A 24,476-nucleotide genomic window follows, 5' to 3' on the forward strand; every position below is an offset into this window, starting at 1 on the left:
CTCAGCCCAGAACTCGCGCGATCCAGCGGTCGGGGTTTTCGATCTCGTCGGGGCGGGGCAGGGTGTCGGGGTTGGTCCACACCACGTTGAAGCGCTCCATGCCGACGCGGTCGACGACGTGGTCGACGAACTTCTTGCCGCGCACGTACTGGGCGATCTTGGCGTCCACGCCGAGCAGGGCGCGCAGCAGGCGCTGGACCGGGTTGGCGGGGCGCTTGCGGCGCTTGTCGAACGCGGCGCGGATCTGGGCGACGGTGGGGATGACGGTCGGCCCGACGGCGTCCATGACGTGGTCGGCGTGCCCTTCCAGCAGGGTGCCGAGCATGAGCAGCCGGTCCAGGGCCTCGCGCTGAGCGGGGGCCTGGGTCGCGCGCAGCAGGCCGACGATCCCGCGCGAGGCCGGATCGTCGGGGGCATCACCGGAACGCCGCTCGCGCAGCTCGTTCATCAGCCGGCCCAGCATCTCGGCCATCGGTTCGTCACCGATCTCGCCGAGCGTGTCGACATTCGAGCGCATGTACTCGGCCAGCCACGGCGCCGACGAGAACTGCACGCGGTGGGTGACCTCGTGCAGGCACACCCAGAACCGGAAGTCGCCCGGGTCCACGCCCAGCGCGCGCTCGACCATCATGATGTTGGGCGCCACCAGCAGCAGCGTGCCGTCGGGCCCGGTGAACGGGTCGTACTGGCCGAGGATCGCGGTGGACAGGAACGCCAGCATGGCGCCCGCCTGCACCCCGGCGGGCTTGCCCGCGAGCAGTCCGCGCTTCTCGTCGCCGTCGGTGCCGGTGAGGTGGCCCATGGAATCGGCGGCGGCGCTGATCCAGCCCGGCCGGTCCACCACGCGGGCCGCGGGCACCGGCCGGTCGTCCAGCAGACCGGAGACCTCGCGGACCGGGCCCTCCGCCCGCACCGACGCCTCGGCCAGCTCCTCGACCACCTGTCGCGCGGCGTACCGCGAGGCCTTCGGGCCGGGCGGCACCAGCGCGGCCCCGGTGCGCGCGGCCAGGCGCCAGTCGACGCTGCCCGTCAGGGCTCCGCGCCGCTTGGCGCCGTCCTTCGCGACGGCGACCGCGCCGTTGCCGTTCACCGGGTTATCCGACATGGTTCAACCACCCATCACGAGCATCCACAGTTGCGCAGCGTGCCCGCGATGGCATCCAACGCCGGCCTGCTCACCTCCGGCGGCCTGTCGTTCGACATCAGCGCGAAGGTCAGCACCCTTCCGTCTCGGTCGAGCACATACCCGGCCAACGTGCTCGACACCGACAGAGTTCCGGTCTTGGCCCGCACCCATCCGGCGCCGACCCGGTTCTGGGTGACGTACCTGCTGGTCAGCGAGCCGGTCGCGCCCGCGACAGGCAGGTTGTCCAGCATCGGCGCCAGCGTGGCGGCCAAGTCGTCGGCGGCGGGGCGCGCGTCGGTGCCCGCCGGGACGGTGCGGGCGTCGGGCGCGGGCCGCGCGGCCGTCGCGAGGATCTCGTTCAGCAGCCGCGCGGAGAGCCGGTCGTCGACCGAGAGTCCGCTGGTGTCGTGCATGACCGTCCCGTCCATCGCGAAGCCCGCCCGCTCCAGTGTGGCGGTGACGGCGGCCACCGCGCCGGAGAACGACGGTGCGTGCCCCGTGGCCAGGGCGATCTCGCGGCCGACGGTCTCGGCGAGCACGTTGTCGGAGTGCACCAGCATGGCGTGCAGACGGGTGTGCAGCGGCGCCGACTCCACCTTCGCCACCTGCGCGGCGCCCGGTGCGGCCGTGCCCGCCCGCACCCGCGCCGGATCGAGCCCGAGGTCGGCGGCGAGGCGGCGGCCCGCGTCGAGGCCGGGGGTCGGGGTGCGCGGCGAGTACTCCACCAGCGGGTCGAGGCGGCCGCCATCGATCATCACCGCGTCGATGGGCGCGATGGAGCCGCCGGGAATGTCGATATCCTCCCAGCCGCGCGCCATCGACGGCCCGGTGTAGGCCGACAGGTCCACCACGATGGTGTCCACGGCGCGGCCGGAGGCGCGGATCTGATCCACCAGATCCGACAGGCGCGCCGCATCCGGGTAATAGCCCTTGCCGTCGGGCTGGGCGGTCAGCGTGGGATCGCCGCCGCCGACGAGCACCAGCTCACCGGGGGCCGACCCCTCCACCACCGTGGTGGCGACCCGCTGATCGTCGGGCAGCGCGATCAGCGCGGCGGCCGTGGTGAGCAGCTTCAAGGTCGAGGACGGGATCATCACCTTGTCGGAATCCTTGCTCCACAAGGTCGTTCCGCTCTCCGCGTCGGTGATGACGCCCGCGAACGCGCCCAGATCGGGGCTGTCCAGCGCCGGGCCGAGCGCGGCCACCACCCCCGCCGGACTCGGCGCGGGCGCGGCGGCCGGCGCGGGCGAGACCTGCGGGAACGGCCGCACCGGCACGGGCGGATCGGCGATGGTGAGGCCGCCGTGCCGGAACTCGGGCGTCCACGGACGCACGATCGCGGCGCCCGCCGCCGCCGCGATCACCAGCACCCCGAAGGTGGCGCCGAACCAGATCCACAGCCTGCGGCGCCGCCGTTGCGCCAATCCGCCGATATTCTTCTTGCTCCGACCAAGCACCTGCCGCCGTCTCCCTGACTCCGCCGCGCACTCCTGGCGCACCCATGTCCCCGGTGACCACACTATCCTCGTTGCGCTACGGTTCCCCCGAACAGCCTGTCGGGTCGGGGGAACACGCCGACCGAATGCATCACAGAAGGAGATGGCGTGGAGTTCGACGTCACGATCGAGATCCCCAAGGGTTCCCGCAACAAGTACGAGGTCGATCACGAGACCGGCCGGGTGCGCTTGGACCGCTACCTCTACACGTCCATGGCCTACCCCACCGACTACGGCTACATCGAGAACTCGCTCGGCGAGGACGGCGACCCGCTCGACGCCCTGGTGCTGCTGACCGATTCGGTGTTCCCCGGCGTGATCGTCGAGGCCCGCCCGGTCGCCATGTACAAGATGGAGGACGAGGCAGGCGGCGACGCCAAGGTGCTGTGCGTCCCCGCGGGCGACCCGCGCTGGAATCACATCCAGGACCTGGCCGACATCCCGGAATTCGAGCTGGCCGCCATCAAGCACTTCTTCGAGCGGTACAAGGACCTCGAGCCCGGCAAGTTCGTGAAGGGTTCGGAGTGGGTCGGCCGCGCCGAGGCGGAGGCCGAGATCGAGGCGTCGTTCAAGCGTTTGCAGGAGCAGGGCGGCCACTGAGCCACCACCCCGCGACAGAAAGGGACGCCCGTCGACACGGGCGTCCCTTTTCTCGTCCGGCACCGGCCTCCCCTGCCCGGTGCGCGTCGGGTCAGTAGTAGATGTAGAGGTCCCAGCCGTCCCAGGTCTCCACGCACTCCCAGTAGTAGCCGCCCGTGCTGGGCGACTCACCGTCGGCGCGGCACGCCGCCAGCGTGGCGTAGGTGCCGATGTAGGTGCCCTGGTAGCCGCTGTAGGTGCCCTCGTAGCTCGACGGGTGCGGCGCCATCGCACCGGCGGTTCCCGCCGCCGACGCCCCGGCAACGGCGGCCACAGCCAGCAAACCCGCGGCGATAATGGATTTGATACGCATTTCCTGCTCCTGAATGAATTCGATTCGTCATCGACCTCATTCAAGGTAGAAAGCAAACGCCGGGAAAACAGCCGACCCTAGGGGTGGTGCCACCAACCCCCGCGGTTCGTTTCCCCCACCCTGTGGGGTGAAACGTTAGGTGGAAGTGCTTGCGGGGGTGAGGAATTCGATTCGCGCCGAACTCCACCCACCGAATCAGGGCTGGCCGGTGAAGTATGCGACGCCGGCGTCGATGAGCGGCTGCCCGCCGACGACGAAGAATCCGATCGCGGCGCCGACGGCGGTGAACAACGGAATTCCGATGATCCCGCCGAACAGGCCGATCGCGAGCCCGATGCCCGCACCGATCAGCGCACCGAACGCGGCGCGCTCGGCCTCGGCATGCCAGCGCTCCTGCGCGCTGCGCGTGTCCTGACCGGGGAACGGCTCATCGATCGCGCGCAGCGTCAACGACTTGCCGTCGGCCTCGACGATCGGCTCCAGCGTGACGAGCCGATCGCGCGCGGGGAACACCAGCGGCAGCGTCGTGACGACCGTGCCCGCCTCGTCCTCGATCACCACGCCGGCTTCGACCACTCGAAAAACGCCGCCGTCCAAGGTCGTTCGCACGGATTCGCCCTCCGTGTAGCGCAAGGTGTATCCGATGCCGTGCTCGTTGCCGTGCACCAGTGTCGCGCTGTCGATCGTGTGGCCCGGCGACGAAACCGGCTCGGCCGCCACGGTTCCCGCGCCGACACCCACCGCGACGAGCGCGCACACAGCCGTCGCGGCCAGCCTGATGCGCCTCATCGCAGACCTCCCTGACCGGCACCGATCAGCCCGCCGACCGCGCTGAAGCCCGTACCCATCAGCACACAGCCGACCGGCACCATCAAGGGCGCCATGAACAGTGTCGCCGCCCCGACGGCGACTCCGGCGCCACATCCGATCAGCGCACCCGTCACCGCACCGCCGACGGCGCCCGCGGCCACCGAGTCCGCCCGGGTGGGCGCGACGCCGACCGAGCGCGCGAACTGCGAGATCTGCGCTTCCGGGCCTGCGAACACCGAGTTGATGTCGTGGACCTGTTGCGGGGAAAGGAAATCCGGTGCGACGACATTCAGATCACCGGCGCGCAACGTGTCCGACGGCGGCACGATCACGGCGACCGGCGGGGTCGGTTCCGGCGGATGCAGCTCGCCCACCTTCAGCGGCGCGACCTGCGGCGGATTGGGCTCCTGCCGGTACTGGGCGAAGTCGGTCTCCGGCGCCTCGCCCGCCAGATCCTGTTCGGGCGTGACGTATTGCGGTGGCGGGACCGGTGCGGTGACGCCCGGTTGCACGGGCGTCGGCTCCGGCGTGGGCGGCTAGGTCACGCCGGGCTGCACCGGTGTGGGCGCCGGCCGGTCCCGCGCGTCTCCGGGCTGGCTCGGCGTGGTCACGCCCGGCTGCGGAGTGATGAACTGAGCGCGCGCAGGCTGCGCCGATCCGGTGAGAAGTCCCGGCAGCGCGCTGTTCCCGGGCGCGTGCGCGCCGGGTGGCAGCGGCGTCACGCCGGGCTGCTGCCCCTCAGCGGCACCCGGCTGATCCGCAATCGTGATCCCCGGCTGCGGCGCGGGCGCCGCCTGAGCCGATCCGGAGTACGCGACCAGCATCGACATCGGTACCGCACCCATGGCGATCCGCGCCGTGCGGCGTCTGAGGTCCACTTTGCGATGGCGACCCGACACGCGAAATCCCCCACCTTCCTCCATATTTCGGCGCCTCCTCGGCCCCGGCCGGAAGTACCGGCCACCGAGGCGGATACCGACCCGACCCTGCGTCGCCGCCCGCCGCACCCCGGCCACCGCCGGATAACGATTCGGACAACAGGCCCGAGTACACCCGGCGCGCGGAAGGAGTGTCAAACACCGGACCAGGTAACGCGATACGCATCACAGCGAACCGTCACCTCATATGACACCGGTCTACGGTGCACCGCGGCAGGGGGATTCGCGGCGACTCGAGCGGCGCGGCACCTATCCCTTCCGCTCCGCGCTCTCCGCCCGCCCGTTCACCGGCGGACTCACGGCCTCACCGCCCGGGAGCAGCAGCCCGGTGCGGTCGACGAGGCGGGATTCGACGTCGAGGAGCGAATCGTCTTCGGTCGCCTCGGCTTTGGCGGCGGCGATGCCGCCCGCGGTGCGCAGGGGTATCTCCTTCCAGAACAGGACGAGCACCAGGGCGAGGGCGGAGAGGATGGTGGCGGCGAGGAAGACGGTGGACATGGATTCGGCGAAGCCGATCTGGAAGGGGCGGGCCAGGTCCGGGCTGAGGCGCTGGACGATGGAGCTGTCCTTGAGCACCTCGCCCGCGGCCGAGGTGTCGCCGGTGAGCAGTCCCTTGGCCAAGGCCGCGTCGGCCGGGTTCGCGCTGCGCGCACCCTCGGCGACCGCCCTGGCGAACTCGGGATCATCGGCGGCCGAGCGCAATTCGCCCGCGATATCCGGGAAGAGCCGCGAGAACAGGATGGACAGGAACACCGCGACGCCGAGCGTGCCGCCGATCTGCCGGAAGAAGGTGGAGGCCGCCGTGGACACGCCCATATCGGCGGGCGGCAGCGCGTTCTGCAACGCCAGCGTGATCGGTTGCAGCAGGTTGCCGAGCCCGAATCCGGTGCACGCCATGAAGAGCATGACCATCCACATCGGGCTGTCGGCGTCCAGGAAGTGCAGCAGGAACAGCCCCAGCGTCAGCATGGTCGCGCCGATCAGCGGGAAGATCCGGTACCGGCCGGTGCGCGCGATCAGCTGACCGGCCAGCACCGACCCGGTCATCATCCCGAGCACCATCGGCAGCATCTGCAATCCGGCCACCGTCGGTGACACGCCCCGCACCACCTGGAGATACTGCGGCAGCAGCGCGAGCCCGCCGAACATGGCCGCGCCCACCACGGTCGCGATCACCACGCCGAGCGCGAACGTGCGATTGGTGAAGATGCGCAACGGAATCAGCGCCGCACCGCCCAATCCCCGCTCCACCGCGACGAATCCGAGCACGCCCAGGGTTCCGATCACGTAGCAGGTGAGGGAAAGCCCACTCCCCCATCCCCATTCGCGGCCCTGTTCGGCGACGACCAGCAGCGGCACCAACCCCACCGCCAGCACCAGCACGCCCCACCAGTCCACGCGGTCGGTGGAGCGCGGCCGGTGCGGCAGCCGCAGCACCCGCGACACCACGACCAGCGCGATCAGCCCGAGCGGCACGTTCACCAGGAACACCCAGCGCCAGCCGCTCACCCCGAGCAGCGTCTCCTGGCCGGCCAGCACGCCGCCGAGCACCGGACCCAGCACGCTGGAGGTGCCGAACACGGCGAGGAAATACCCTTGGTAGCGGGCACGTTCGCGCGCGCCGACCATATCGCCGAGGATCGTCAGCGCCAGCGAGAGCAGGCCGCCCGCGCCGAGTCCCTGCACCGCGCGGAACACCGCCAGCTGATACATCGACTGCGCCAGCGTGCACAGCAGCGACCCCACCACGAAGATCGCGATGGCCGCGAGATAGAACGGCTTGCGGCCGAACATGTCCGAGAGCTTGCCGTAGAGCGGCGTGGTGAGGGTGGCGGTGATCAGGTAGGCGGTGGTGGCCCACGCCTGCAGGGAGTAACCGTCGAGATCGTCGGCGATGGTGCGGATCGCGGTGGCGACGATGGTCTGGTCCAGCGAGGCCAGCAGCATGCCGAGCATGAGCCCACTGAGGATGGTCAGGATCTGGCGATGGGTGAAGCCGCCCTCGGAGACCTCGGTGGTGCGGGCCGTCACGAATCGCTCTCCGTTCCGTTCGGGCCGCGGAACAGCGAGATCATCGAGGGGCGCACGCGCTCGTAGTCGTCCACGAACCGGGTGAGCAGTTCGGCGAACGCCGCGCGATCGCGCTCGGGCCAATCGGCCGTCACCAGCGAGAGGTTGTGGCGGCGGCGCTCACCGATGCGGGCGGCGATGGCGCGGCCGTGCTCGGTCACCTCGAGCACGCTGGCGCGGCCGTCGGCCGGGTCGGCCGCGCGACGCACCAAGCCGCGCTCCACGAGCTGGGCGACCTGCCTGCTCACCGTGGACGCGTCGGAATGCACCGCCTCGGCCAGCGCGCCCGAGCGCATCGGCCCCTCGCTCAGCAACTTCGACAGCACCACGTAGGCGGCGGGCTCGACGCCGTCGGCGCTGCGCATCTGCGCCGCCGTGCGCTCCCGGATGCGCCCCAGACGGGTGAGCTGCATCGCGATCGCCTCGATCGGAAGGTCGTCCACGCACCGCCACCTTTACTTGCGTCGCACAATTAGTTGTGCGACGCAAGTATGTCGCCCCACAGGCGCCCGAGGCAAACGCTGCCCGAATGCGCTACTTGCCCTTGAACTCCGGGGCGCGCTTCTCGAACACCGCCTGAATCGCCTCGGTCAGATCCTCCGAGGGCAGGAAGGCCGCGTTCCAGGCCGACACGTACCGCAACCCCTCGGCCACCTCCGACGCCTGCTTCTGCGCCAGCACGTCCTTCACGCCCTGCACCACCAGCGGCGGGTTGGCGGCGATCTCGGCGGCCAGCGCGTCGGCGGCCGCGAGCACCGCCTCCTGATCCGGGTACACGTCGTTGACCAGGCCGATCTTCTCCGCGCGCGCCGCGTCGATGTCCTTGCCGGTGTAGGCGAGTTCGCGCAGGTGACCCTCACCGATGATGCCGGGCAGGCGGTGCAGCGAGCCGATGTCGGCGACGATGGCGACCTTCGCCTCGCGCAGGCTGAACAGCGCGTCGGCGCTGGCCAGGCGGATGTCCGCGGCGGCGATCAGATCCAGGCCGCCGCCGATGCACCAGCCGGAGACGGCCGCGATCACCGGCTTGGCGCACTCGGCTACCGCGGTGACCGAGTCCTGCATCCGGCGGATCTCCTTCAGGAAATCGGTGCGCGGCGCGGCCAGCGCCTTCTCGGCCAGCAGCGGGCCGAAAGTGCCCGCCATCGCGGGCAGGTCCAGGCCGTAGGAGAAGTGCTTGCCGGAACCGGTCAGCACCACCGCGCGCACCTGCGGGTCGGCGTCGAGGCCGCGGAAGATCTCGGGAAGCTCGCGCCAGAAGTCCGGGCCCATCGCGTTGCCCTTGCCGGGGCCGGTCAGCGTCACGCGCGCGACATGGTCGGAGATCTCGACGGTGAAAGCCTGCCAATCAGTCATTTTTACAGCGTATCGGCACCGGTCGCGGCCGTCGGCGACACCCGCGCGTCACGTGGCGGCCCCCGCGTTAATCCTGTGCAAAATGCGCCGCGTGCCCCTGGTTCGCCGGGGGTGCGCGGACGGATCATGGTCGCGTCGGCAAACGCTGTTCCGGGTTGGGAGACCACCATGCTGATGCACCAAGGAATCGGCCTCGACCGATTCAATTCCCTCACCCGCTCGCGCGCCGTGCACGCCATGTTCGAATGCTGCTGCAACGTCACCTGGGCGGCGGCCATGGCGGACGGCCGCCCCTACGCCGATCGCGCCGCACTGCTGGCCAAGGCCGATGTGGAACTGCTCGCGCTCTCCGGCGCCGACCTCGACCGCGCCCTGGATGTGGTTGCGCACGAGACGATTCCCGGCCGCGAGGAACACGGCGTCACCGAGCTGGCGCGAATCACGCGGGCGCGCATCGAGGATCTGCTCGGGCCGGAAGGCGGGTGGCCGGAATACTGATCGATCCCATTGTCCCGGCGTATCTTCCGCAACCGTCCTACCCTGGATTCATGCGCAGGTCGCAGTTGAGTCCGGCCGCCTGCCGAGTCGCGGACACGCTGATCTCGCGCGGGCATCACGGCGTCCTCGTCAGCAGGCCCGCGGCGGCGCCCACCCCCGCCGAAGCGGCGCGCGCCCTCGGCGTGGACGTGGGCGCGGTGCTCGAATCGCAGGTCTTCCTGCTCGACGACGATCCGGTGCTGCTGCTGGTCTCCGGCGTGCATCGCGTCGACCTCGACCAGACCGGCAAGCGGCTCGACGGCACCCTCTCGCCCGCGCCCACCGAGATGGTGCGCGAGGTCACCGGGCAGCCCGCCGACGGCGTCGCGCCCGTCGGACATCCCTGCAACCTGCCCACCTGGGTGGACACGGCGCTGGCGCGGCACCGCGAGGTGTGGGCGGCGGGCGGGCATCCGAACACGCTGTTCCGGACGTCGTTCCGGGAGTTGATGCGGATCACGGCGGGGTTGCCGATCGAGGTGGAGTGAGTTTGCGCGGTGTCGAATTCCTCTCAGCGCGGCCCTGATGAACTGCGGTTTTCTCGAGCGGACGTCAAACGAACGTCAACGGGCATGCCCGCCGCGCGCGTGACCGGCGTAGGTTCGAGGCGTGAGTGACGCATCGAGGCCCGAGGCCGGCATCCGGGTTCCCGACGATCTGAGCGGGATCACCGCCGAGCAGTACCGCACGTCCATGCGGCACTATCCGTCCGGCGTCACCGTGGTGACGCTGAGTTGCGCGGACGGTCCGATCGGGTTCACCGCCACCTCGTTCGCGTCGCTCTCGCTGGAACCACCGCTCATCTCGTTCAATATCGCGCACACGTCCTCGAGCATGGCGGCCATGCTGGACGCCGACTCGGTGGTGGTGCACTTCCTCGGCGAACATCAGCGCCACATCGCCCAGCGCTTCTCCCGCGCGGCGGGCGAACGGTTCACCGACCGCTCCCTGTGGACCACCCTGGACACCGGCGAACCCGTCCTGCACGGCACCCCCATCTGGGTCCGCGCCGTCGTCCACCAGCTCATCCCCATCGGCGACCACACCCTCGTCATCGGCCTCGTCACCCGGGTCCACGACAACACCGACGAAAAACCCGCCGCCGCCCCCCTCCTCTACTACAACGGCCGCTACCACCGGCCGACCGAACTCGACACCTGAGCCGTCACGCCACCCGCGGCCGCACCTCCACCACCAACTCGGCATCCAGCGCCCGCGCGAGCCGCCCCAGCACCGGCAAACTCGGCACCGTCCCACCGGCCTCGAACCGCGCCACAGCGGGCTGCGTCATCCCGGCGGCACCCGCCAACTCCGCCTGGCTCCACCCTCGCTCCTCACGCATCCGCCTGATCTTCAGGCCGAGCTGATGAGCAAGACGCGCGGCGGCGTACTCCTCCTCGGCGCCGGGCTCCCGCATCCGGCGGCCCCTGAGATCGGACCATTCCGTGCGATCAGCCATCGTTCAATCCTCCTCGGCCGTGTGCCGCTCGGCGACGCAGCGCCGAAACGCTCGGCGCGCCCGCTCGATCTCCGCCCGTTCCCGCATCCGCGACTTGGCGAACACGGTCAGCAGTACGATCCTGCGCCCTGACGCCAGCCAGTAGGTCACACGAATCGCTTCGCTGTCGAGATAGAACCGCAACTCGCGTAGCTTCCCATCGAGCTGGCGAGTATGCGGCTCGCCGAGCAGCGGTCCCACATCAGCCAATAGATCGATATGGAACGCGGCTCGCGCGAACATCGCGGTCGGAAGCGATTCCAACCAGTGGCGTACCTCAGGCTCCAGCTCGACAATACCCCAACCCATACCATCAATGCTATATAACACCGACGGTATGGGTCACGATTCGGCATCGGAGAGTCGGCGGCCGATCCCGGCTCAGAAGGTGAGGCAGGGGGTGGTGCCGGTGGGGTCGGTGGTGAGGGGGCGGGTTTCGGGGGTGGGGTTCCAGTGGCCTTCGGTGGGGGCGTAGGTCCAGGTGGCGTCGCCGCGGACGAGGGTGGCGATGGCGTCGATGAGGCGGTCGACGTGGGCGGTGGTGGTGCCGAGGCCGATGCTGGCGCGCAGGGCGGCGTCGAGGCCGAGGCGGGAGAGCAGGGGGTGGGCGCAGAAGCGGCCGTCGCGCACGCCGATCCCGTGTTCGGCGGAGAGGTAGGCGGCCACGTGGCCGGGGGCGAAACCGTCGACGGTGAAGGCCACGATGCCGACGGTGTCGGGGCTGTCGGCGAAGACGCGCAGGGTGCGCACGCCGGGGATCGCGCACAGCCCGTCGCGCAGGCGGTCGGCGAGCGCGCGCTCGTGGGCGATCAGGTCGTCGGGGTCGATGGCGGCGAGCGTGTCGCAGGCGGCGGCGAGGGCGGCCGCGCCCAGCACGTTCGGCGAACCCGCCTCGTGCCGCTGCGGAGCCGGCGCCCACTCGGCGGAATCAACCGTCACGTTACGGACGGCGCCCCCACCCGCGAGGTAGGGCTCGGCCGCGTCGAGCCAGTCCCGGCGCCCCACGAGCACACCCGCCCCGAACGGCGCGTAGAGCTTGTGCCCGGAGAACGCGAGGTAGTCGATTCCGCTGTCGCGCAAGCTGATCCGGCGGTGCGGGGCCAGCTGCGCGGCGTCCACTAGGATGCGCGCGCCGCACTGGTGCGCGATATCGGCCAGCCGCTCCAGCGGCAGCACCTCACCGGTCACGTTGGACGCGCCGGTCACCGCGAGCAGCGCGGTCGGGCGGCTGCACAGTTCGGCGACCAGCAGGCGGATGGTCTCGGCGAGGGTGTCGGCGGCGCGCACCACGCGGCGGCCGTGCTTGGTCCACGGCAGGAAGTTGGCGTGATGCTCGATGTCGAGCACCACCGTATCGCCCGGCACACAGGAGGCCAGCAGGTTCAGCGAATCGGTGGTGTTGCGAGTGAACACCACGACCTGATCGTCGGCGGCGTCGAGGAAACGGTGCACCGCGCCGCGCGAGGCCTCGTAGCACTCGGTGGAGACCCGGGAGGCGTAGCCCGCGCCGCGGTGCACGCTCGCGTAGTACGGCAGCAGCTGCCCGATCCGGTCGGTGACCTGGCGCAACGCGGGTGCGCTCGCGGCGTAGTCGAAGTTGGCGTACTCGCGGGCGCCGCCCTGCACGAGCGGCACCCGGAGGTCGTCACCGGACACCTGGGCGAGCGGGGCACAGGTCGGTTCCAGCACAGCAGTCATCACGTCATCCCGTCGGTTCAGGGACTCGCGAAAGGGGGTTCGGGCGAGTCCGCGCTTGCCGCGCCCGGTCGGACGGCGGCCAGGTCGTCACCCGGAGCACCCCACCGCGGAGGAGGGTTGCCGACCAGCTAGCCGGGGCTTGTCGCTGGCACTCATGACCTGAACCGAGATTGGCAGACCCGCCGCGGCGTTGTCAACCGGGATTTTTCGGTTGCGCGTCACACCGGGCCGCGATCTGATCGATCGGTGACCCCTTCGCTGCTGCTCGGATTCGTCGGACTGTGCGTGGTGCTGGCGCTGACGCCGGGCCCCGATTCGTTCCTGGTGCTGCGGTTCTCGCTGGTCGACGCGCGACCCGGCGTCGCCGCCGCGATCGGGTCGGCGCTCGGCGGCTTGGTGTGGGCGGTCGTGGTGGCGGCGGGAGTCGCGGCGCTGCTGGAGCAGTCGGCGTCGGCGTATCGCGTGTTGAAGGTCGTCGGCGGAATCTATTTGGTGTACTTGGGAATTCGCGCGCTGCTCGAAAGCCGCCGCCGCACGGTCGGACCGGTCGGCGAGGGCGCGCCCGCCGCGCCTCCCTCGGTTCGCTCGGCGTTCACCGCGGGTGTCATCTCGTGTCTGTTCAACCCGAAAGTGGGCCTGTTCTACCTCGCCGTGCTCCCCCAGTTCCTCACCGAGATCACCTTCCTCAACACCCTCGCCCTCGGCGCGATCGAATGCGCCATCGCCGCCGGATTCATGGTCCTGCTCGCCCTGGCCGCCGCCCGCGCCGTGGCATTCCTGCGCAGCCCACGCGTGCGCACCCGGCTCGAACAGACCAGTGCGGCGATCCTGACCGCCCTCGGGGTGGGCACAGCGGCCTCGGCAACCTGAGCGCAGCGAGTCCCAGCTCACCTGCGACGACGGGACCACTGCCGAGTGATGCGCCGGAGGCGCCGGCCCCGCCAGGCAATTACGCCGAGGGCGTGGCTCATCGAATCACCGGGGCGAATGTGCCACCCAACCGATCATCCCGTGGCATTGCGCCTTCCCGGGTATCACGACCTCACGGATCCTCTGCGCATCTCGGGACCCGAACGTAAACCTGTGTCGCTGGCACTTACTGCCGAGCAATACGCCGAAGGCGTTGGCTTCCGCACGTGCGCAACCGAATCCGAAGAGGTTCGCGCAAATCGGCCACGCCCCGAAGCCGATCTCGTTGCGATTCGCGCCACACATCGCACCCTTCGCCCCATCCCGCGGGCCGACCCACCTCCAAGCCCAGGCCCACCGACCTGAAACCTCGCGCATCGACCCCTTCGACCAGCACATACTCACCACAAACCGGTTCGTCGCCAGCGACGACACTCCCCGCCGAGGCGACCACAGGCCCATCATGCGGCCAACCGCCCGGCACCACGCCGACGGCGTTGCCCATGCTCAGCAACGCGCCGAAGGCGTTGACTGCCCCGAACCGCGAGTACCGTGTTCAGTTGGTCACCCGCGGCGTTTGCCAATCGGTAACCCTCCTGTGAAACAAACAGACGACAACGCCAGGCAGGTCTATGAGAGGTGGGCCGGACGTGATGCTCCAGCCACAGATCGACGCCTCGGCGGGCGACGAGCCCGTCGAGCGCGCATCGGGGTCCCCGCTGCTGCGCGGGCTCGACGCGCCGCCACCGCGCACGTTGATCGACATCGTGGCCGCGACCGCCGCGACCCACCCCGACGCGGACGCCCTCGACGACGGCGCCGCCACCCTCACCTACGCCGAACTGCTCGACGCCGTGCGGGCGCGGGCGGCCGAACTGCACGCGGCGGGCGTGCGCCCAGGCGACCGGGTGGGCGTGCGGATGCCGTCGGGCGACCGCGCCCTCTACGTCACCATCCTGGCGGTCCTGTGGGCCGGTGCCGCCTACGTGCCCGTCGACGCCGACGACCCCGAGGAGCGCGCCCGCCTCGTCTTCGGCGAAGCGCGGGTGCGCGCGATCGCCACCGCCGACGGCATCGAGATCGCCGACGTAGCCCCCGCGGGTACGGCCGACGACGCCCGCGAACTCACCGTCGAAGACGAAGCCCTCATGGGCACAAGCCAGCAGAGCTCCGGAAGCACGGCGGCCCACCCGCCCGCACCCGGCCCCACCACCCACCCCACCCTCACCGACGACGCCTGGATCATCTTCACCTCCGGCTCCACCGGCACACCGAAGGGCGTCGCCGTAACCCACCGCAGCGCCGCCGCTTTCGTCGACGCCGAGGCGCGCCTGTTCCTCCAGGACGCACCGATCGCGCCCGGCGACCGCGTACTGGCGGGCCTCTCGGTCGCGTTCGACGCCTCCTGCGAGGAGATGTGGCTGGCCTGGCGCAACGGCGCGTGCCTGGTGCCCGCCCCGCGCGCCCTGGTGCGTACCGGTGCGGACCTGGGCCCCTGGCTGGTGCGGCGCGGCATCACGGTGGTCTCCACCGTGCCGACGCTGGCCGCCACCTGGCCCGTGGAGGCGTTGGAGCCGGTGCGGCTGCTCATCTTCGGCGGCGAGGCCGTCCCGCCGGAACTCGCGGAACGCCTTGCGGACAAGGACAATTCGAGCCGCGAGGTCTGGAACACCTACGGCCCCACCGAGGCCACGGTCGTGGCTTGCGCCGCCCGCCTCACCGGCGAACCCCCGGTGCGCATCGGATTGCCTTTGGACGGCTGGGATCTCGCGGTCGTCGACGCCGAGGGCAAGCCCGTCCCCGAGGGCGAGACGGGCGAACTCGTCATCGGCGGCGTCGGCCTGGCCCGCTACCTCGACCCCGCGAAGGACGCCGAGAAGTACGCGCCAATGCCCACCCTCGGCTGGGAGCGCGCCTACCGCAGCGGCGATCTGGTACGCAACGAGAGCGCGGGCCTGATCTTCCTGGGCCGCGCCGATGACCAGATCAAACTGGGCGGCCGGCGCATCGAACTCGGCGAGATCGACAACGCGCTGCAACACCTGCCCGGCGTCACCGGCGCGGCCGCCGCCATCCGGACCACCAAGGCGGGCAACAAGATCCTCGTCGGCTACCTCACCGGTCCTGACACCGACTACGACATCCACGCCGCGCGCGAACTGCTCGCCGGACAACTGCCCGCCCCGCTGGTGCCGCGTCTGGCCGTGGTCGACGAACTGCCCACCCGCACCTCGGGCAAGGTCGACCGCGCCGCCCTGCCCTGGCCGCTCCCGAAACAGGCCCCGGCCACCGATGACGATGGGCTCACCGCCACCGAACGCTGGGTCGCCACACAGTGGGACGCGATCCTCGGCGCGGAGGTCACCGGCCCCGAGACCGACTTCTTCGACGTCGGCGGCGGCTCGCTGGCCGCCGCCCAACTGGTCACGGCGCTGCGCGAACGGTATCCGCGGATCACGGTGGCCGATCTCTACGACCATCCGCGCCTGGGCGCGCTTGCCGCGCTGCTCGACGCCAGCGCACCCGTCGCCGAGGTCGAAGAGCGCGACGTGCGCCCCACCCCGCTCTCCGCGCAGATCACCCAGGTGCTCGCGACGGTCCCGCTCACCACGCTCACGGGTTTGCAGTGGCTCACCTGGCTGGCCATCGTCGGCAATATCGCCGCGTGGTCGGGCTCGCTGCCGTGGCTGCCGCGCCTGTCCTGGTGGTGGGCGCTGATCGCGTTCGTCCTGTTCATCTCACCACCCGGCCGGATGGCGCTGTGCGTCGCGGGCGCGCGAATCCTGTTGCGCGGGGTGAAACCCGGCAGTTATCCGCGCGGCGGCCAAGTGCACCTTCGCCTTTGGGCGGCCGTGCGACTCTCCGAAGCCAGCGGTGCCGAAAACCTTTCCGGCGCACCGTGGATGGTCCCGTTCGCGCGTGCGCTCGGCGCGAAGATCGGCAAGGGCGTCGACCTGCACACCCTGCCACCGGTGACGGGCATGCTCGAACTCGGCGACGGATGCAGCGTCGAACCGGAAGTCGACCTCTCGGGGTACTGGATCGATGGCGATCTCGTGCACATCGGCCCCATCACCGTCGGGCCCGGCGCCGTGGTGGGCGCGCGCTCGATCCTGTTGCCCGGCACCAAGATCGGCAAGAACGCCGAGATCGCGCCCGGCTCCGCGGTGTCGGGACGGGTCAAGCCGGAACAGCAATGGGCGGGCTCCCCCGCCGTGAAAGTCGGCCGGGCCCAGCACCCCTGGCCGCCGGAGACGCCCGCGCGCGCCCGGCACTGGGTGGTGATCTTCGGCGTCACGTCGATGATCCTGGCGGCGCTGCCGGTCGCGGGCATCGGCGCGGGCGGCGCGTTCCTGGCCTGGTGGGTGCGCGACACCACCACGCTCGCCGACGGACTCGCGCGCGCGTTCCTCATGCTGCCGGTCGCGGTGCTGCTCAGCCTCGGCGTGTACGCCGCGGCCACCATCGTGCTGGTCCGGCTGTTCGCCATCGGCCTCACCGAGGGCTACCACCCGGTGCGCAGCCGGGTCGGCTGGCAGGCGTGGTCCACCGAGCGGCTGCTCGATTCCGCCCGCACCTTCCTGTTCCCGCTCTACGCCAGCCTGCTCACGCCGGTGTGGCTGCGGCTGCTCGGCGCGAAGGTCGGCAAGCACGTGGAGGCGTCCACGGTGCTGCTGCTGCCGAAGTTCACCACCGTCGCCGACGGCGCCTTCCTCGCCGACGACACCATGATCGCCAGCTACGAACTCGGCGGCGGCTGGTTGCGCATCGGCGAGGCGAAGGTCGGCAAACGCGCCTTCCTCGGCAACTCCGGCATGACCGCGCCGGGCCGCCGCGTGCCGAAGAACGGTCTGGTCGCGGTACTTTCGGCCGCGCCGACCAAGGCGAAGGCCGGGTCGTCGTGGCTGGGCAGCCCGCCGGTGCGCCTGCGCCGCGCCTCCGAATCCGCCGACGCGCGCCGCACCTACGATCCGCCGAAGCGGCTGCGGGTGGCGCGCGCGTTCGTCGAGACCTGCCGCCTGTTCCCGGTTCTGGTGACCTTCGCCATCGGCCTGGGCGTGCTGTTCGCGCTGGCCTGGCTGGCGCAGCGCATCGGGCATCTGCCCACCGCGCTGCTCAGCGGCGTGGTGCTGCTGGCGGCGGGCGCGGTGGCCTGCGGCAGCGCGGTGCTCGCGAAGTGGTTGCTGGTGGGGCGGATTCGCGCGGAGGAGCATCCCCTGTGGAGTTCGTTCGTGTGGCGCAACGAAGTTTCCGACACGTTCGTGGAGACCGTCGCCGCGCCGTGGTTCGCGCGCGCCGCGACGGGTACTCCGGTGCTGAACCTGTGGCTGCGCGCGCTCGGCGCCGACATCGGCCGCGGGGTATGGTGCGAGTCCTACTGGCTACCGGAGGCTGACCTGGTGACACTCGGCGACGGCGCGACCGTGGAACGCGGTTGTGTGGTGCAGACCCATCTGTTCCACGACCGGATCATGGCCATGGACACCGTCGTGCTCGGCGCGGGCGCCACCCTGGGCCCGCACTGTGTCGCGCTGCCCGCCGCGAGCATCGGCGCCGGCGCCACCGTGGGCCCCGCCTCCCTGGTGATGCGCGGTGACACCGTGCCGCCCTCGACCCGCTGGTGGGGCAACCCCATCGCGCCGTGGACGCGGGAAACGGGCCGCTGATGGGGGACAAGTTCTACGAAGCCCCCATCGATGACTACCTGCCGCAGAACGGGAACCGGGGCTATCGCGTCTCCCGGTACGAACTGGATCTCACCTACAAGGTCGCCAGCAACCGGTTGAGCGGGCGCGCCGAGATCACCGCCGTCACCACCGCCGCGCGTCCGCGCTTCGCATTCGACCTGTCCCAGGCGCTCACCGTGTCGAAGGTGCTCGTCAACGGCGGCAAGGTCGCCAAGTACACCCACCAGCGCGGCAAGCTGACCATCACGCCGCAGCAGAAGATCCCCGCCGGCGGCGCGCTCTCGGTCGTCGTGCAGTACGCGGGCGTGCCGAAGCCGGTGCGCGGTCCGTGGGGCGAGGTCGGCTGGGAGGAGCTCACCGAGGGCGCGCTCGTGGCCAGCCAGCCCAACGGCGCGGCGTCGTGGTTTCCCTGCGACGACCATCCGAGTTCCAAAGCGAGCTACCGCATTTCGATCACCACCGACAGCCCGTACTACGCGCTGGCCAACGGCACCTTGGTGCGCAAGCAGACCAAGGCCAGCCAGACCACCTGGGTGTACGAGCAGCCGGAGCCGATGTCGAGCTACCTGGCCACCATCCAGATCGGCCCGTACCGCAGGCACCGGGTGGGCGGCACGCACGCCGCGATCCCGATGCAGGCCGTGGTGCCCGCCCGGTTGCGCGCGAACTTCGAGCACGATTTCGCGCGGCAGCCGCAGATGATGGAGGTCTTCACCGAGAAGTTCGGCCCGTACCCGTTCGCCGGGTACACGGTGGTGGTCACCGACGACGACCTCGAGATCCCCATCGAGGCCCAGGGCATCTCGGTGTTCGGGGCGAACCACTGCGACGGGCGGCGCGGCTCGGAGCGGCTGGTGGCGCACGAACTGGCCCACCAGTGGTTCGGCAACAGCCTCACCCTGCGCCAGTGGCGCGACATCTGGCTGCACGAGGGGTTCGCCTGTTACGCGGAGTGGATCTGGTCGGAGGCTTCGGGCGGTCCGACGGCCGATCAGCTCGCCCGCGCCGCCCGGCACAACCTCACCAGGCAGCCGCAGGACATCGTCGTCGGCGACCCCGGCGCCACCCGCATGTTCGACGACCGCGTCTACAAGCGCGGCGCGCTCACCCTGCACGCGCTGCGGCTGGAGCTGGGCGACAAGACCTTCTTCACGCTGATCCGCGAATGGGTGCACCGCTACCGGCACGCGTCGGTCACCACCGAGGAGTTCACCGACCTCGCGGGCCACTACACCGCCATCCCGCTGCGGCCGCTGTGGGACGCCTGGCTGCACTCGGAGACGCTGCCGCAACTGCCGCCGCACGGCGGACAGGTGGGGTCGGGATCGCGCTGAGCGCTCAGAACACCAGGTAGCGGGTGGCGAGTTCCTCCACCAGCGGGTCGTCGTCGGCGACGCTGTCGAGGGCGTCCAGGTCGACGGCGACGGCGATCTGGCGCGGGTCGTCCTGTTCGCTGTCGGGGACGCCGTCCTCGTCGAGCTGACGCACCAGTTTCGCCCGCACCCGGGCCTTCAAGGAGTCGGTCATTCCGGGACCTCCGCGCTGTGTGGGCTCATGGTCGTCAGCTTCCCCGTAGTCGGCGCTCGAATCGAGACGGCGCTCCGGTCGAAGGACAGCGGTGCCTATACCGGGGCGAGCCAGGTGCCCCACGGTGTATTGCGCACCACCGCGTAGACGGCGAGAAACGCGAGCAGAATCCACAGCAGCGGGCGCGGAATGTCGGGAACCCGGGGTTTGTCTCCGCGCCACGCGCGCATCCCCCAGTCGCCGATGAAGAGCGCGAGCGCCAGCAGCAACGGGATCGCGATCAGGTTGCTCTGCAACGAGTCGAGGATGCGGCCGTCGGTGAGGTTGTGCACCGCGCGCATCCCGCCGCACCCCGGGCAATACACGCCGGTCAGCGCGTAGAGCGGGCACAGGCCGTAGGAACCCTCCACGTGCGGGTCGCGAAAGTGCAGCAGCGCGACCGCGCCGACGCCCGCGCCCGCCGCCAGCAGCGGCCATCCGAGCGCGCGCCAGCCCGTCTTGCGCACCCGTTGCGGCGGGGGGCTCGGCTGGGTGGCGAAATGCGCGGTGTCCACGAGAAACACGGTAGCGGCGCGCGTCCGTTCGGCGCCACCGCGGCCGTGCTCGCGATCGCGCCGGCCCCCGCAGCATGATCGACGCCACCGAGGCGAGTCCGGTCAGGGCGCTCGACGGCCCTCAGTCGTCCGGCTGGGCCAGGCGCAGCACGTTGCCCGACGGATCGGTGAGGTCGAAGCCCGGACCGCCGGGGCCGTCCTCGGGCGGGCCCGGTTTGGCGTAGCGGTAGTCCTTCGCGGCGAGCTCGGCGTACAGCGCGTGGATATCGCCGACGGCCACCCACACCACGCTGCCCGGCGTGCCGTCTCCGTGATGCTCGCTCAGGTGCAGTCGCGCGCCCGACCGCGACACCTGCGCGTAGAGCGGGAAGTCGGGGCCGAAGCGGTGCTCCCAGTCGACGGTGAATCCGAGGTAGTCGCAATAGAACTCGTAGGCCCGCGCGACGTCGAACATCCGCAGGACGGGTATCGGGGCGGCGAAACGGATCCCGGTCATGGCCGCAATCCTGCCAGCCCGGCGGTGATCATGATCGAAAACCTTCGGCGTTCGCGCAGGCAGCGTAGAATTTCGTGCCGTGAACGCCGTTGGTGGTACCCGGCTCGACGGATTCGGGGTCAGCGCGGCTCGCAGGCTCGAATTCGGGCATGTGGGTCACTGGCGAACACTCGGTGACGACGATTCCGGCGCCGTCGCGGTCGAGTTCGACCCGGGTGATGGCTCCTCGGTGGTGGTGTTCGTCCGCGCGCCCAACCGCCGCGACATGCCCAGCGATTTCCATCCCGACGATCAGGTCTGCCTGGTCGTCCCCGACGTGATCGCCGAACTGGCGGCCCCCTGAGGCGCCCGCATCGCCTTCCCCGAGCGGCCCGCCTTGCTCATCTACGGCGACCTACGCGACGCCGACACTGTCACCTGGTTCCTCTCGGCGACCCGCGCGAGTCACCGTCGTCGCCCAGTTCCCCTCGGCGACCTGCGCGAGCCACCATCGTCGCCCGGTACCTCTCGGCGACCCGCACGCTATCGACACTGCCGCCTGGCTCCACCTCGGCGTCCTGCCGCCGGCGGCTCCCGAGGGAAGGTGAACGCCCGCGCGTTCCGTCCCCGACTCGAAACAGCGACGTTCCATTCCTCACGAGCCGATAACGATCCCGCGTCCGGGCTAGCACTTCGCGCGCGGCGGCCGATGAACCCGGTGTGACGAATCCCACCGAGTGGACCGGCCTTCCCACGGGCGCGCGAACTTTGCGCCGGTCGGGCCGGTTCACCGGAGTGAATTCCGGGTATTCACATCACGGAGCCAGGATTTCCGCCATTGAGCGCTTGCACTAGCAAGCACTGTGCTTGCACTGTAACGTGGCGGACGACACAAAGGAGTGCTCAATGCTGGTGACCTCGATGAAGACCCTGGCGGGCGTCCGCACCGCGGAACCACTCACCGCGGCCTACCGTGCCGGACTTCGCTCCCGCACCTTCGCGACCGCTTCGCTGAACAAGCCGACCGTGCCGCACGATGTCATCCCCGTCACCACCGTCGACGGCGCCCGCCTCCGGGTGCACGCGTACGGCCCCGCCGACGGCGAGGTCATCGTGCTCATCCACGGCTGGAGCTGCTGCATCGAGTACTGGAACCCGCAGATCAACGCGCTGGCCGACCGCTACCGCGTCGTCGCCTACGACCAGCGCGGCCACGGCGAGAGCACGCTGGGCTCGATCGCCCCCAGCGGCGACACCCTCGCCGACGATCTGGCCGCCGTCCTGGACGCCGCCCTCCCGCGCGGTCGCCGCGCGGTGCTCGTCGGCCACAGCATGGGCGGCATCACCATCCAGGCGTGGGGCGCCCGCTACCCCGAGCAGGTCGCCGCGCGCGCCTCGGCCGTGGCGCTGGCCAATACCGCCGCCCGCGAGATCCGGCACGAGACCGACATGCTGCCGCTGCTGAACAAGCCGCTCACGGTGGCCAAGCGCCCGGTCACGGTGCTCGGCGCGGGCGTGCGCATGCCGATGCTGATCTCGGAGTCGGTGCTCACCGCGCCGGTGCCGCTGCCCGGCGGCCGTGCCGTCAACGCGATCTTCAAAGCGCGGATCATGAACAAGAAGGCCACCGCCGACGAGGTGGCGTTCTCGCTCGGCATCATCCGCTCCTGCCGTCCGCTCACCCGCGGCCTGCACGCCGCCGCCCTCGCCCAGCTCGACCTGGGCGAGGCCGCCAAGCACCTGACCGTGCCCACCACGGTCATCGCGGGCGAGTACGACCGCCTGCTGCCCGCCCGCATGAACGCCCCCATTCTGGCGGGCCTCACCGAAGCGGGTTCGCTGGCGAGCCACCAGATCTGGCCCACCGGCCACCTCGGCAACGTCGAAGCCGCCGACCGCTTCAACACGCTCCTCGATCAGATCGCCGGCGGCGCCCGGCATTCCCACGCCACCGCGGTCTGATCCGCATCGTTCTCCCGGGTCGGTCAACGACGCCCGGCCCGGGAGCAACCCCCTCAGGCGGGTACCGGGCTCCCCCGCAAATGCTCACGCAGCGTGCGGGATTCGTAGTCCGTGCGGAACAGGCCGCGGTAATTCAAAGCCGTTGAACCCGTTGTGGAGCCGTTCGGCGTCGGTTCTCGCCGAACTTCGTCCACGCCGTCGTCGGGTTCCGGGTTGTACACGCACACCGAACAACTCATCCGGGGTCCAGACTCACGGTGGAGAGCGTCACGCCGATCTTGTCGTAGTGGCTCTGCAACCACTGCGCGAGATTCTCGTCAGCGACGTCGATCACCAGGTCGAAGCTCAGCTCGCCCGGCTCGTATCCGGCTCTCCCGGCAGGTTTCGCGCGGTCTGCGGGTACGTAGGAGAAGTCGTCGACACCGGCCCGATTCGCATCGTTTCCCGGCGGCAGAAACGAGCGGTGCGAGGTGGCGTGACCGTTGTAGACCTCGTCGGCCAGCGCCAACTGCATCGCCGGCAAGGCGGAGACCCTCCCAACGAAACGAAAGGGTCTCCGACGCCGAGCGCCTCCCCGCAGGAGGTCGCCTACCCGCGCGCGGCGTTCGCCGCCGCGATGAACTCGATCTGCGCGGGAGACGGTCCGCAGAACTCGCTTTCTATCCGGTCGGCCTCGCCGGCCTGCATGCGGTACAGACTGTCGCGCAGGCCCTCGTCGCCGCCGTGGAAGCCTTCCAGGAGGTCCATCCACTGCGCCGCCAACCGCTGCGCTTGCGGTGAAGCCGGATCCATTCCCTCCGCGATCGCCGCGTCGACCTTCGGGGATGAGTTCACCCCATCCCGCTTCGGCCTGCCGGATCCGCTCCTCGCCGATCACCTCCCGGCGTTGCGCGAGCTGCGTCAGCTGTTCCTCGGTGAAGTACTGCTTGAAGGTGTCGTCGACCATGACTGTTCTCCTGATCAATTCCAGGAAGCGGTCCGAGGAGGTGTCCGGCCTGTCCTCCGCTGTCGCGGCCAGGGACGTGACCAGGGCGAACAGGTCCCGGGTTGCGGCCAGTTGCGCGGCAAGGTAGTCGCGATGAGCCGACAGCACCTGCGCCATATCCACCGTGCCCGCGAGCAGATCGGCGATCCGATCCAGTCCCAGTCCCAGTTGGCGCAGCGCCAGCACCTGGTACAGGCGCTCGACATCACCGGCGGTGTAGAGCCGGTGTCCGGTGCCGGTCCGCTCCGCGGGGCACACCAACCCGATGCGGTCGTAGTGATGCAGCGTCCGCACCGTCAGCCCGGCCTCCGCCGCGAGCTCACCGACCTTCCACACCCGCTCGGTTCCGTACCGGCCCATCCGATCTCATCCCACTTCCACCGGCACACCGTGCGCCGGCGCCATCAACGCTAAGACCTGACCTTACGTCAGGTTCAAGCCGAGAATCGCCGTCGCATCCGGTGGCCACACCTCACCGGCCCGCCCGCGAACCAGCACCGGCCAAGGGTCGCCGTAGGCATTTCGACGAGTGAAACGTCGCAAACACGACGCGGACCGCGGCCTGGCGAGACCAGTCCCGCGGAACTCCACAATGGACGTCGGCCGAGCACAATCCACGTCCTGGCAGTTCCTGGCACACTGACACGACAGAGGCCCTCCCCGGCGAACCGGAAAGGGCCTCTGACCTGGAGCCGCCTGGGGGAATCGAACCCCCGACCTTTTCATTACGAGAAAGCCGAGTAGCGCCCCCGCGTGTCAACACGGTACGCGATACTGTATTGCTTCTACGCAGGTGAGACCGGCTTTTCGTGCTCTGGCGTCAACATTCACACCGTGACGTCGGCACGCATCCCAGACGACACAGCGCACGCACACGACACACACCCACACCGCT

At 70.3% G+C, this 24,476-nt stretch carries 25 protein-coding genes and 1 riboswitch; of the genes, 9 read left to right on the plus strand and 16 right to left on the minus strand.

Features of this window, described 5'->3' with window-relative positions; all coding sequences use genetic code 11:
* Nucleotide 1: 1 nt before the first annotated feature.
* Both OHB21_RS05605 and OHB21_RS05610 read right to left on the minus strand, forming a co-directional pair.
* Nucleotides 2-1,105, minus strand: coding sequence for a zinc-dependent metalloprotease (locus OHB21_RS05605; protein WP_067513277.1), 1,104 nt, complete (start codon nt 1,103-1,105; stop codon nt 2-4).
* A gap of 14 nt (nt 1,106-1,119) precedes the next feature.
* Nucleotides 1,120-2,583 (minus strand): D-alanyl-D-alanine carboxypeptidase/D-alanyl-D-alanine-endopeptidase, encoded by a 1,464-nt coding sequence (locus OHB21_RS05610; protein ID WP_324192225.1) that lies wholly within the window; start codon nt 2,581-2,583, stop codon nt 1,120-1,122.
* Between the two features lie 147 nt (nt 2,584-2,730).
* Here OHB21_RS05610 and OHB21_RS05615 point away from each other — a divergent pair, with 147 nt between their 5' ends.
* Nucleotides 2,731-3,222 carry an inorganic diphosphatase gene (locus OHB21_RS05615; RefSeq protein WP_067513273.1) on the plus strand — a complete coding sequence of 164 codons (492 nt, stop codon included), beginning with the start codon at nt 2,731-2,733 and terminating at the stop codon, nt 3,220-3,222.
* Nucleotides 3,223-3,313: 91 nt separating this feature from the next.
* Here the strand turns inward: OHB21_RS05615 and OHB21_RS05620 are convergent, their stop codons facing one another.
* From OHB21_RS05620 to OHB21_RS05650, 7 genes are all read right to left on the minus strand, one after another.
* Nucleotides 3,314-3,574, minus strand: coding sequence for a hypothetical protein (locus tag OHB21_RS05620; protein WP_067513271.1), 261 nt, complete (start codon nt 3,572-3,574; stop codon nt 3,314-3,316).
* Nucleotides 3,575-3,769: 195 nt separating this feature from the next.
* Complete coding sequence (locus tag OHB21_RS05625) at nt 3,770-4,363, minus strand: hypothetical protein (RefSeq protein WP_067513268.1); 594 nt, start codon at nt 4,361-4,363, stop codon at nt 3,770-3,772.
* A complete protein-coding gene (locus tag OHB21_RS05630) occupies nt 4,360-4,896 on the minus strand; it encodes a hypothetical protein (protein ID WP_195125257.1) in 537 nt (178 codons plus the stop codon). Before OHB21_RS05630 ends, OHB21_RS05625 begins: the two co-directional genes overlap by 4 nt.
* Before the next feature lie 24 nt (nt 4,897-4,920).
* A complete protein-coding gene (locus OHB21_RS05635) occupies nt 4,921-5,229 on the minus strand; it encodes a hypothetical protein (protein WP_195125256.1) in 309 nt (102 codons plus the stop codon).
* A gap of 342 nt (nt 5,230-5,571) precedes the next feature.
* Complete coding sequence (locus OHB21_RS05640; protein WP_195125255.1) at nt 5,572-7,353, minus strand: MDR family MFS transporter; 1,782 nt, start codon at nt 7,351-7,353, stop codon at nt 5,572-5,574.
* Complete coding sequence (locus tag OHB21_RS05645; RefSeq protein ID WP_232331882.1) at nt 7,350-7,835, minus strand: MarR family winged helix-turn-helix transcriptional regulator; 486 nt, start codon at nt 7,833-7,835, stop codon at nt 7,350-7,352. Before OHB21_RS05645 ends, OHB21_RS05640 begins: the two co-directional genes overlap by 4 nt.
* A gap of 91 nt (nt 7,836-7,926) precedes the next feature.
* Nucleotides 7,927-8,748 (minus strand): crotonase/enoyl-CoA hydratase family protein, encoded by an 822-nt coding sequence (locus tag OHB21_RS05650; RefSeq protein ID WP_067513262.1) that lies wholly within the window; start codon nt 8,746-8,748, stop codon nt 7,927-7,929.
* Nucleotides 8,749-8,916: 168 nt separating this feature from the next.
* On the opposite strand from OHB21_RS05650, the gene OHB21_RS05655 reads away from it, so the two are divergent.
* The 3 genes from OHB21_RS05655 to OHB21_RS05665 all read left to right on the plus strand — a co-directional run bounded on the left by OHB21_RS05655 (nt 8,917) and on the right by OHB21_RS05665 (nt 10,446).
* A complete protein-coding gene (locus OHB21_RS05655; protein WP_067513260.1) occupies nt 8,917-9,246 on the plus strand; it encodes a 2-oxo-4-hydroxy-4-carboxy-5-ureidoimidazoline decarboxylase in 330 nt (109 codons plus the stop codon).
* A gap of 50 nt (nt 9,247-9,296) precedes the next feature.
* Nucleotides 9,297-9,773, plus strand: coding sequence for a YbaK/EbsC family protein (locus OHB21_RS05660; protein WP_067513314.1), 477 nt, complete (start codon nt 9,297-9,299; stop codon nt 9,771-9,773).
* A gap of 121 nt (nt 9,774-9,894) precedes the next feature.
* Nucleotides 9,895-10,446, plus strand: a complete 552-nt coding sequence (locus tag OHB21_RS05665) for a flavin reductase family protein (protein ID WP_067513258.1) — start codon at nt 9,895-9,897, stop codon at nt 10,444-10,446.
* 4 nt (nt 10,447-10,450) lie between these two features.
* On the opposite strand, the gene OHB21_RS05670 is transcribed toward OHB21_RS05665, so the two are convergent.
* From OHB21_RS05670 to OHB21_RS05680, 3 genes are all read right to left on the minus strand, one after another.
* On the minus strand, nt 10,451-10,744 hold the full coding sequence (locus OHB21_RS05670) for a helix-turn-helix domain-containing protein (RefSeq protein ID WP_067513256.1): 294 nt from the start codon (nt 10,742-10,744) through the stop codon (nt 10,451-10,453).
* A gap of 3 nt (nt 10,745-10,747) precedes the next feature.
* Nucleotides 10,748-11,092 carry a type II toxin-antitoxin system RelE/ParE family toxin gene (locus OHB21_RS05675; protein ID WP_195125254.1) on the minus strand — a complete coding sequence of 115 codons (345 nt, stop codon included), beginning with the start codon at nt 11,090-11,092 and terminating at the stop codon, nt 10,748-10,750.
* Between the two features lie 72 nt (nt 11,093-11,164).
* On the minus strand, nt 11,165-12,481 hold the full coding sequence (locus OHB21_RS05680; RefSeq protein ID WP_195125253.1) for an aminotransferase class V-fold PLP-dependent enzyme: 1,317 nt from the start codon (nt 12,479-12,481) through the stop codon (nt 11,165-11,167).
* Nucleotides 12,482-12,527: 46 nt separating this feature from the next.
* Nucleotides 12,528-12,641, minus strand: a riboswitch (SAM riboswitch).
* Nucleotides 12,642-12,727: 86 nt separating this feature from the next.
* Here OHB21_RS05680 and OHB21_RS05685 point away from each other — a divergent pair.
* The 3 genes from OHB21_RS05685 (at nt 12,728) to OHB21_RS05695 (ending at nt 19,412) form a co-directional block, all read left to right on the plus strand.
* Nucleotides 12,728-13,351 carry a LysE family translocator gene (locus OHB21_RS05685; protein ID WP_195125252.1) on the plus strand — a complete coding sequence of 208 codons (624 nt, stop codon included), beginning with the start codon at nt 12,728-12,730 and terminating at the stop codon, nt 13,349-13,351.
* Nucleotides 13,352-14,043: 692 nt separating this feature from the next.
* Nucleotides 14,044-18,057, plus strand: a complete 4,014-nt coding sequence (locus tag OHB21_RS05690; protein ID WP_084538084.1) for a Pls/PosA family non-ribosomal peptide synthetase — start codon at nt 14,044-14,046, stop codon at nt 18,055-18,057.
* A complete protein-coding gene (locus tag OHB21_RS05695; RefSeq protein WP_067513312.1) occupies nt 18,057-19,412 on the plus strand; it encodes a M1 family metallopeptidase in 1,356 nt (451 codons plus the stop codon). Before OHB21_RS05690 ends, OHB21_RS05695 begins: the two co-directional genes overlap by 1 nt.
* 4 nt (nt 19,413-19,416) lie before the next feature.
* Here OHB21_RS05695 and OHB21_RS05700 read toward each other — a convergent pair whose 3' ends face one another.
* From OHB21_RS05700 to OHB21_RS05710, 3 genes are all read right to left on the minus strand, one after another.
* A complete protein-coding gene (locus tag OHB21_RS05700) occupies nt 19,417-19,605 on the minus strand; it encodes a hypothetical protein (RefSeq protein WP_195125251.1) in 189 nt (62 codons plus the stop codon).
* Nucleotides 19,606-19,700: 95 nt separating this feature from the next.
* A complete protein-coding gene (locus tag OHB21_RS05705) occupies nt 19,701-20,159 on the minus strand; it encodes a DUF2752 domain-containing protein (protein ID WP_084538081.1) in 459 nt (152 codons plus the stop codon).
* A gap of 121 nt (nt 20,160-20,280) precedes the next feature.
* Nucleotides 20,281-20,655: a glyoxalase superfamily protein gene (locus OHB21_RS05710; RefSeq protein ID WP_195125250.1), complete on the minus strand. Its 375-nt coding sequence runs from the start codon at nt 20,653-20,655 to the stop codon at nt 20,281-20,283.
* A gap of 79 nt (nt 20,656-20,734) precedes the next feature.
* Between OHB21_RS05710 and OHB21_RS05715 the strand changes: the two genes are divergently transcribed.
* Nucleotides 20,735-20,998: a hypothetical protein gene (locus OHB21_RS05715; protein ID WP_067513247.1), complete on the plus strand. Its 264-nt coding sequence runs from the start codon at nt 20,735-20,737 to the stop codon at nt 20,996-20,998.
* Nucleotides 20,999-21,540: 542 nt separating this feature from the next.
* Nucleotides 21,541-22,596, plus strand: a complete 1,056-nt coding sequence (locus OHB21_RS05720; RefSeq protein ID WP_195125249.1) for an alpha/beta fold hydrolase — start codon at nt 21,541-21,543, stop codon at nt 22,594-22,596.
* A gap of 235 nt (nt 22,597-22,831) precedes the next feature.
* Here OHB21_RS05720 and OHB21_RS37415 read toward each other — a convergent pair whose 3' ends face one another.
* Nucleotides 22,832-23,941 carry a MerR family transcriptional regulator gene (locus OHB21_RS37415; RefSeq protein ID WP_407675162.1) on the minus strand — a complete coding sequence of 370 codons (1,110 nt, stop codon included), beginning with the start codon at nt 23,939-23,941 and terminating at the stop codon, nt 22,832-22,834.
* Between the last annotated feature and the right edge of the window lie 535 nt (nt 23,942-24,476).

The organism is Nocardia puris, from assembly GCF_036051655.1.
Classification (GTDB): Bacteria; Actinomycetota; Actinomycetes; order Mycobacteriales; family Mycobacteriaceae; genus Nocardia; species Nocardia puris.

Coding starts and splice junctions, on each gene's coding strand:
- OHB21_RS05655 (WP_067513260.1), top strand. CDS start 8,917: ATGCTGATGCACCAAGGAATCGGCCTCGACCGATTCAATTCCCTCACC.
- OHB21_RS05635 (WP_195125256.1), bottom strand. CDS start 5,229: ATGGGTGCGGTACCGATGTCGATGCTGGTCGCGTACTCCGGATCGGCT.
- OHB21_RS05700 (WP_195125251.1), bottom strand. CDS start 19,605: ATGACCGACTCCTTGAAGGCCCGGGTGCGGGCGAAACTGGTGCGTCAG.
- OHB21_RS05670 (WP_067513256.1), bottom strand. CDS start 10,744: ATGGCTGATCGCACGGAATGGTCCGATCTCAGGGGCCGCCGGATGCGG.
- OHB21_RS37415 (WP_407675162.1), bottom strand. CDS start 23,941: ATGGGCCGGTACGGAACCGAGCGGGTGTGGAAGGTCGGTGAGCTCGCG.
- OHB21_RS05695 (WP_067513312.1), top strand. CDS start 18,057: ATGGGGGACAAGTTCTACGAAGCCCCCATCGATGACTACCTGCCGCAG.
- OHB21_RS05650 (WP_067513262.1), bottom strand. CDS start 8,748: ATGACTGATTGGCAGGCTTTCACCGTCGAGATCTCCGACCATGTCGCG.
- OHB21_RS05675 (WP_195125254.1), bottom strand. CDS start 11,092: ATGGGTTGGGGTATTGTCGAGCTGGAGCCTGAGGTACGCCACTGGTTG.
- OHB21_RS05620 (WP_067513271.1), bottom strand. CDS start 3,574: ATGCGTATCAAATCCATTATCGCCGCGGGTTTGCTGGCTGTGGCCGCC.
- OHB21_RS05690 (WP_084538084.1), top strand. CDS start 14,044: ATGCTCCAGCCACAGATCGACGCCTCGGCGGGCGACGAGCCCGTCGAG.
- OHB21_RS05660 (WP_067513314.1), top strand. CDS start 9,297: ATGCGCAGGTCGCAGTTGAGTCCGGCCGCCTGCCGAGTCGCGGACACG.
- OHB21_RS05720 (WP_195125249.1), top strand. CDS start 21,541: ATGCTGGTGACCTCGATGAAGACCCTGGCGGGCGTCCGCACCGCGGAA.
- OHB21_RS05625 (WP_067513268.1), bottom strand. CDS start 4,363: ATGAGGCGCATCAGGCTGGCCGCGACGGCTGTGTGCGCGCTCGTCGCG.
- OHB21_RS05680 (WP_195125253.1), bottom strand. CDS start 12,481: ATGACTGCTGTGCTGGAACCGACCTGTGCCCCGCTCGCCCAGGTGTCC.
- OHB21_RS05605 (WP_067513277.1), bottom strand. CDS start 1,105: ATGTCGGATAACCCGGTGAACGGCAACGGCGCGGTCGCCGTCGCGAAG.
- OHB21_RS05710 (WP_195125250.1), bottom strand. CDS start 20,655: ATGACCGGGATCCGTTTCGCCGCCCCGATACCCGTCCTGCGGATGTTC.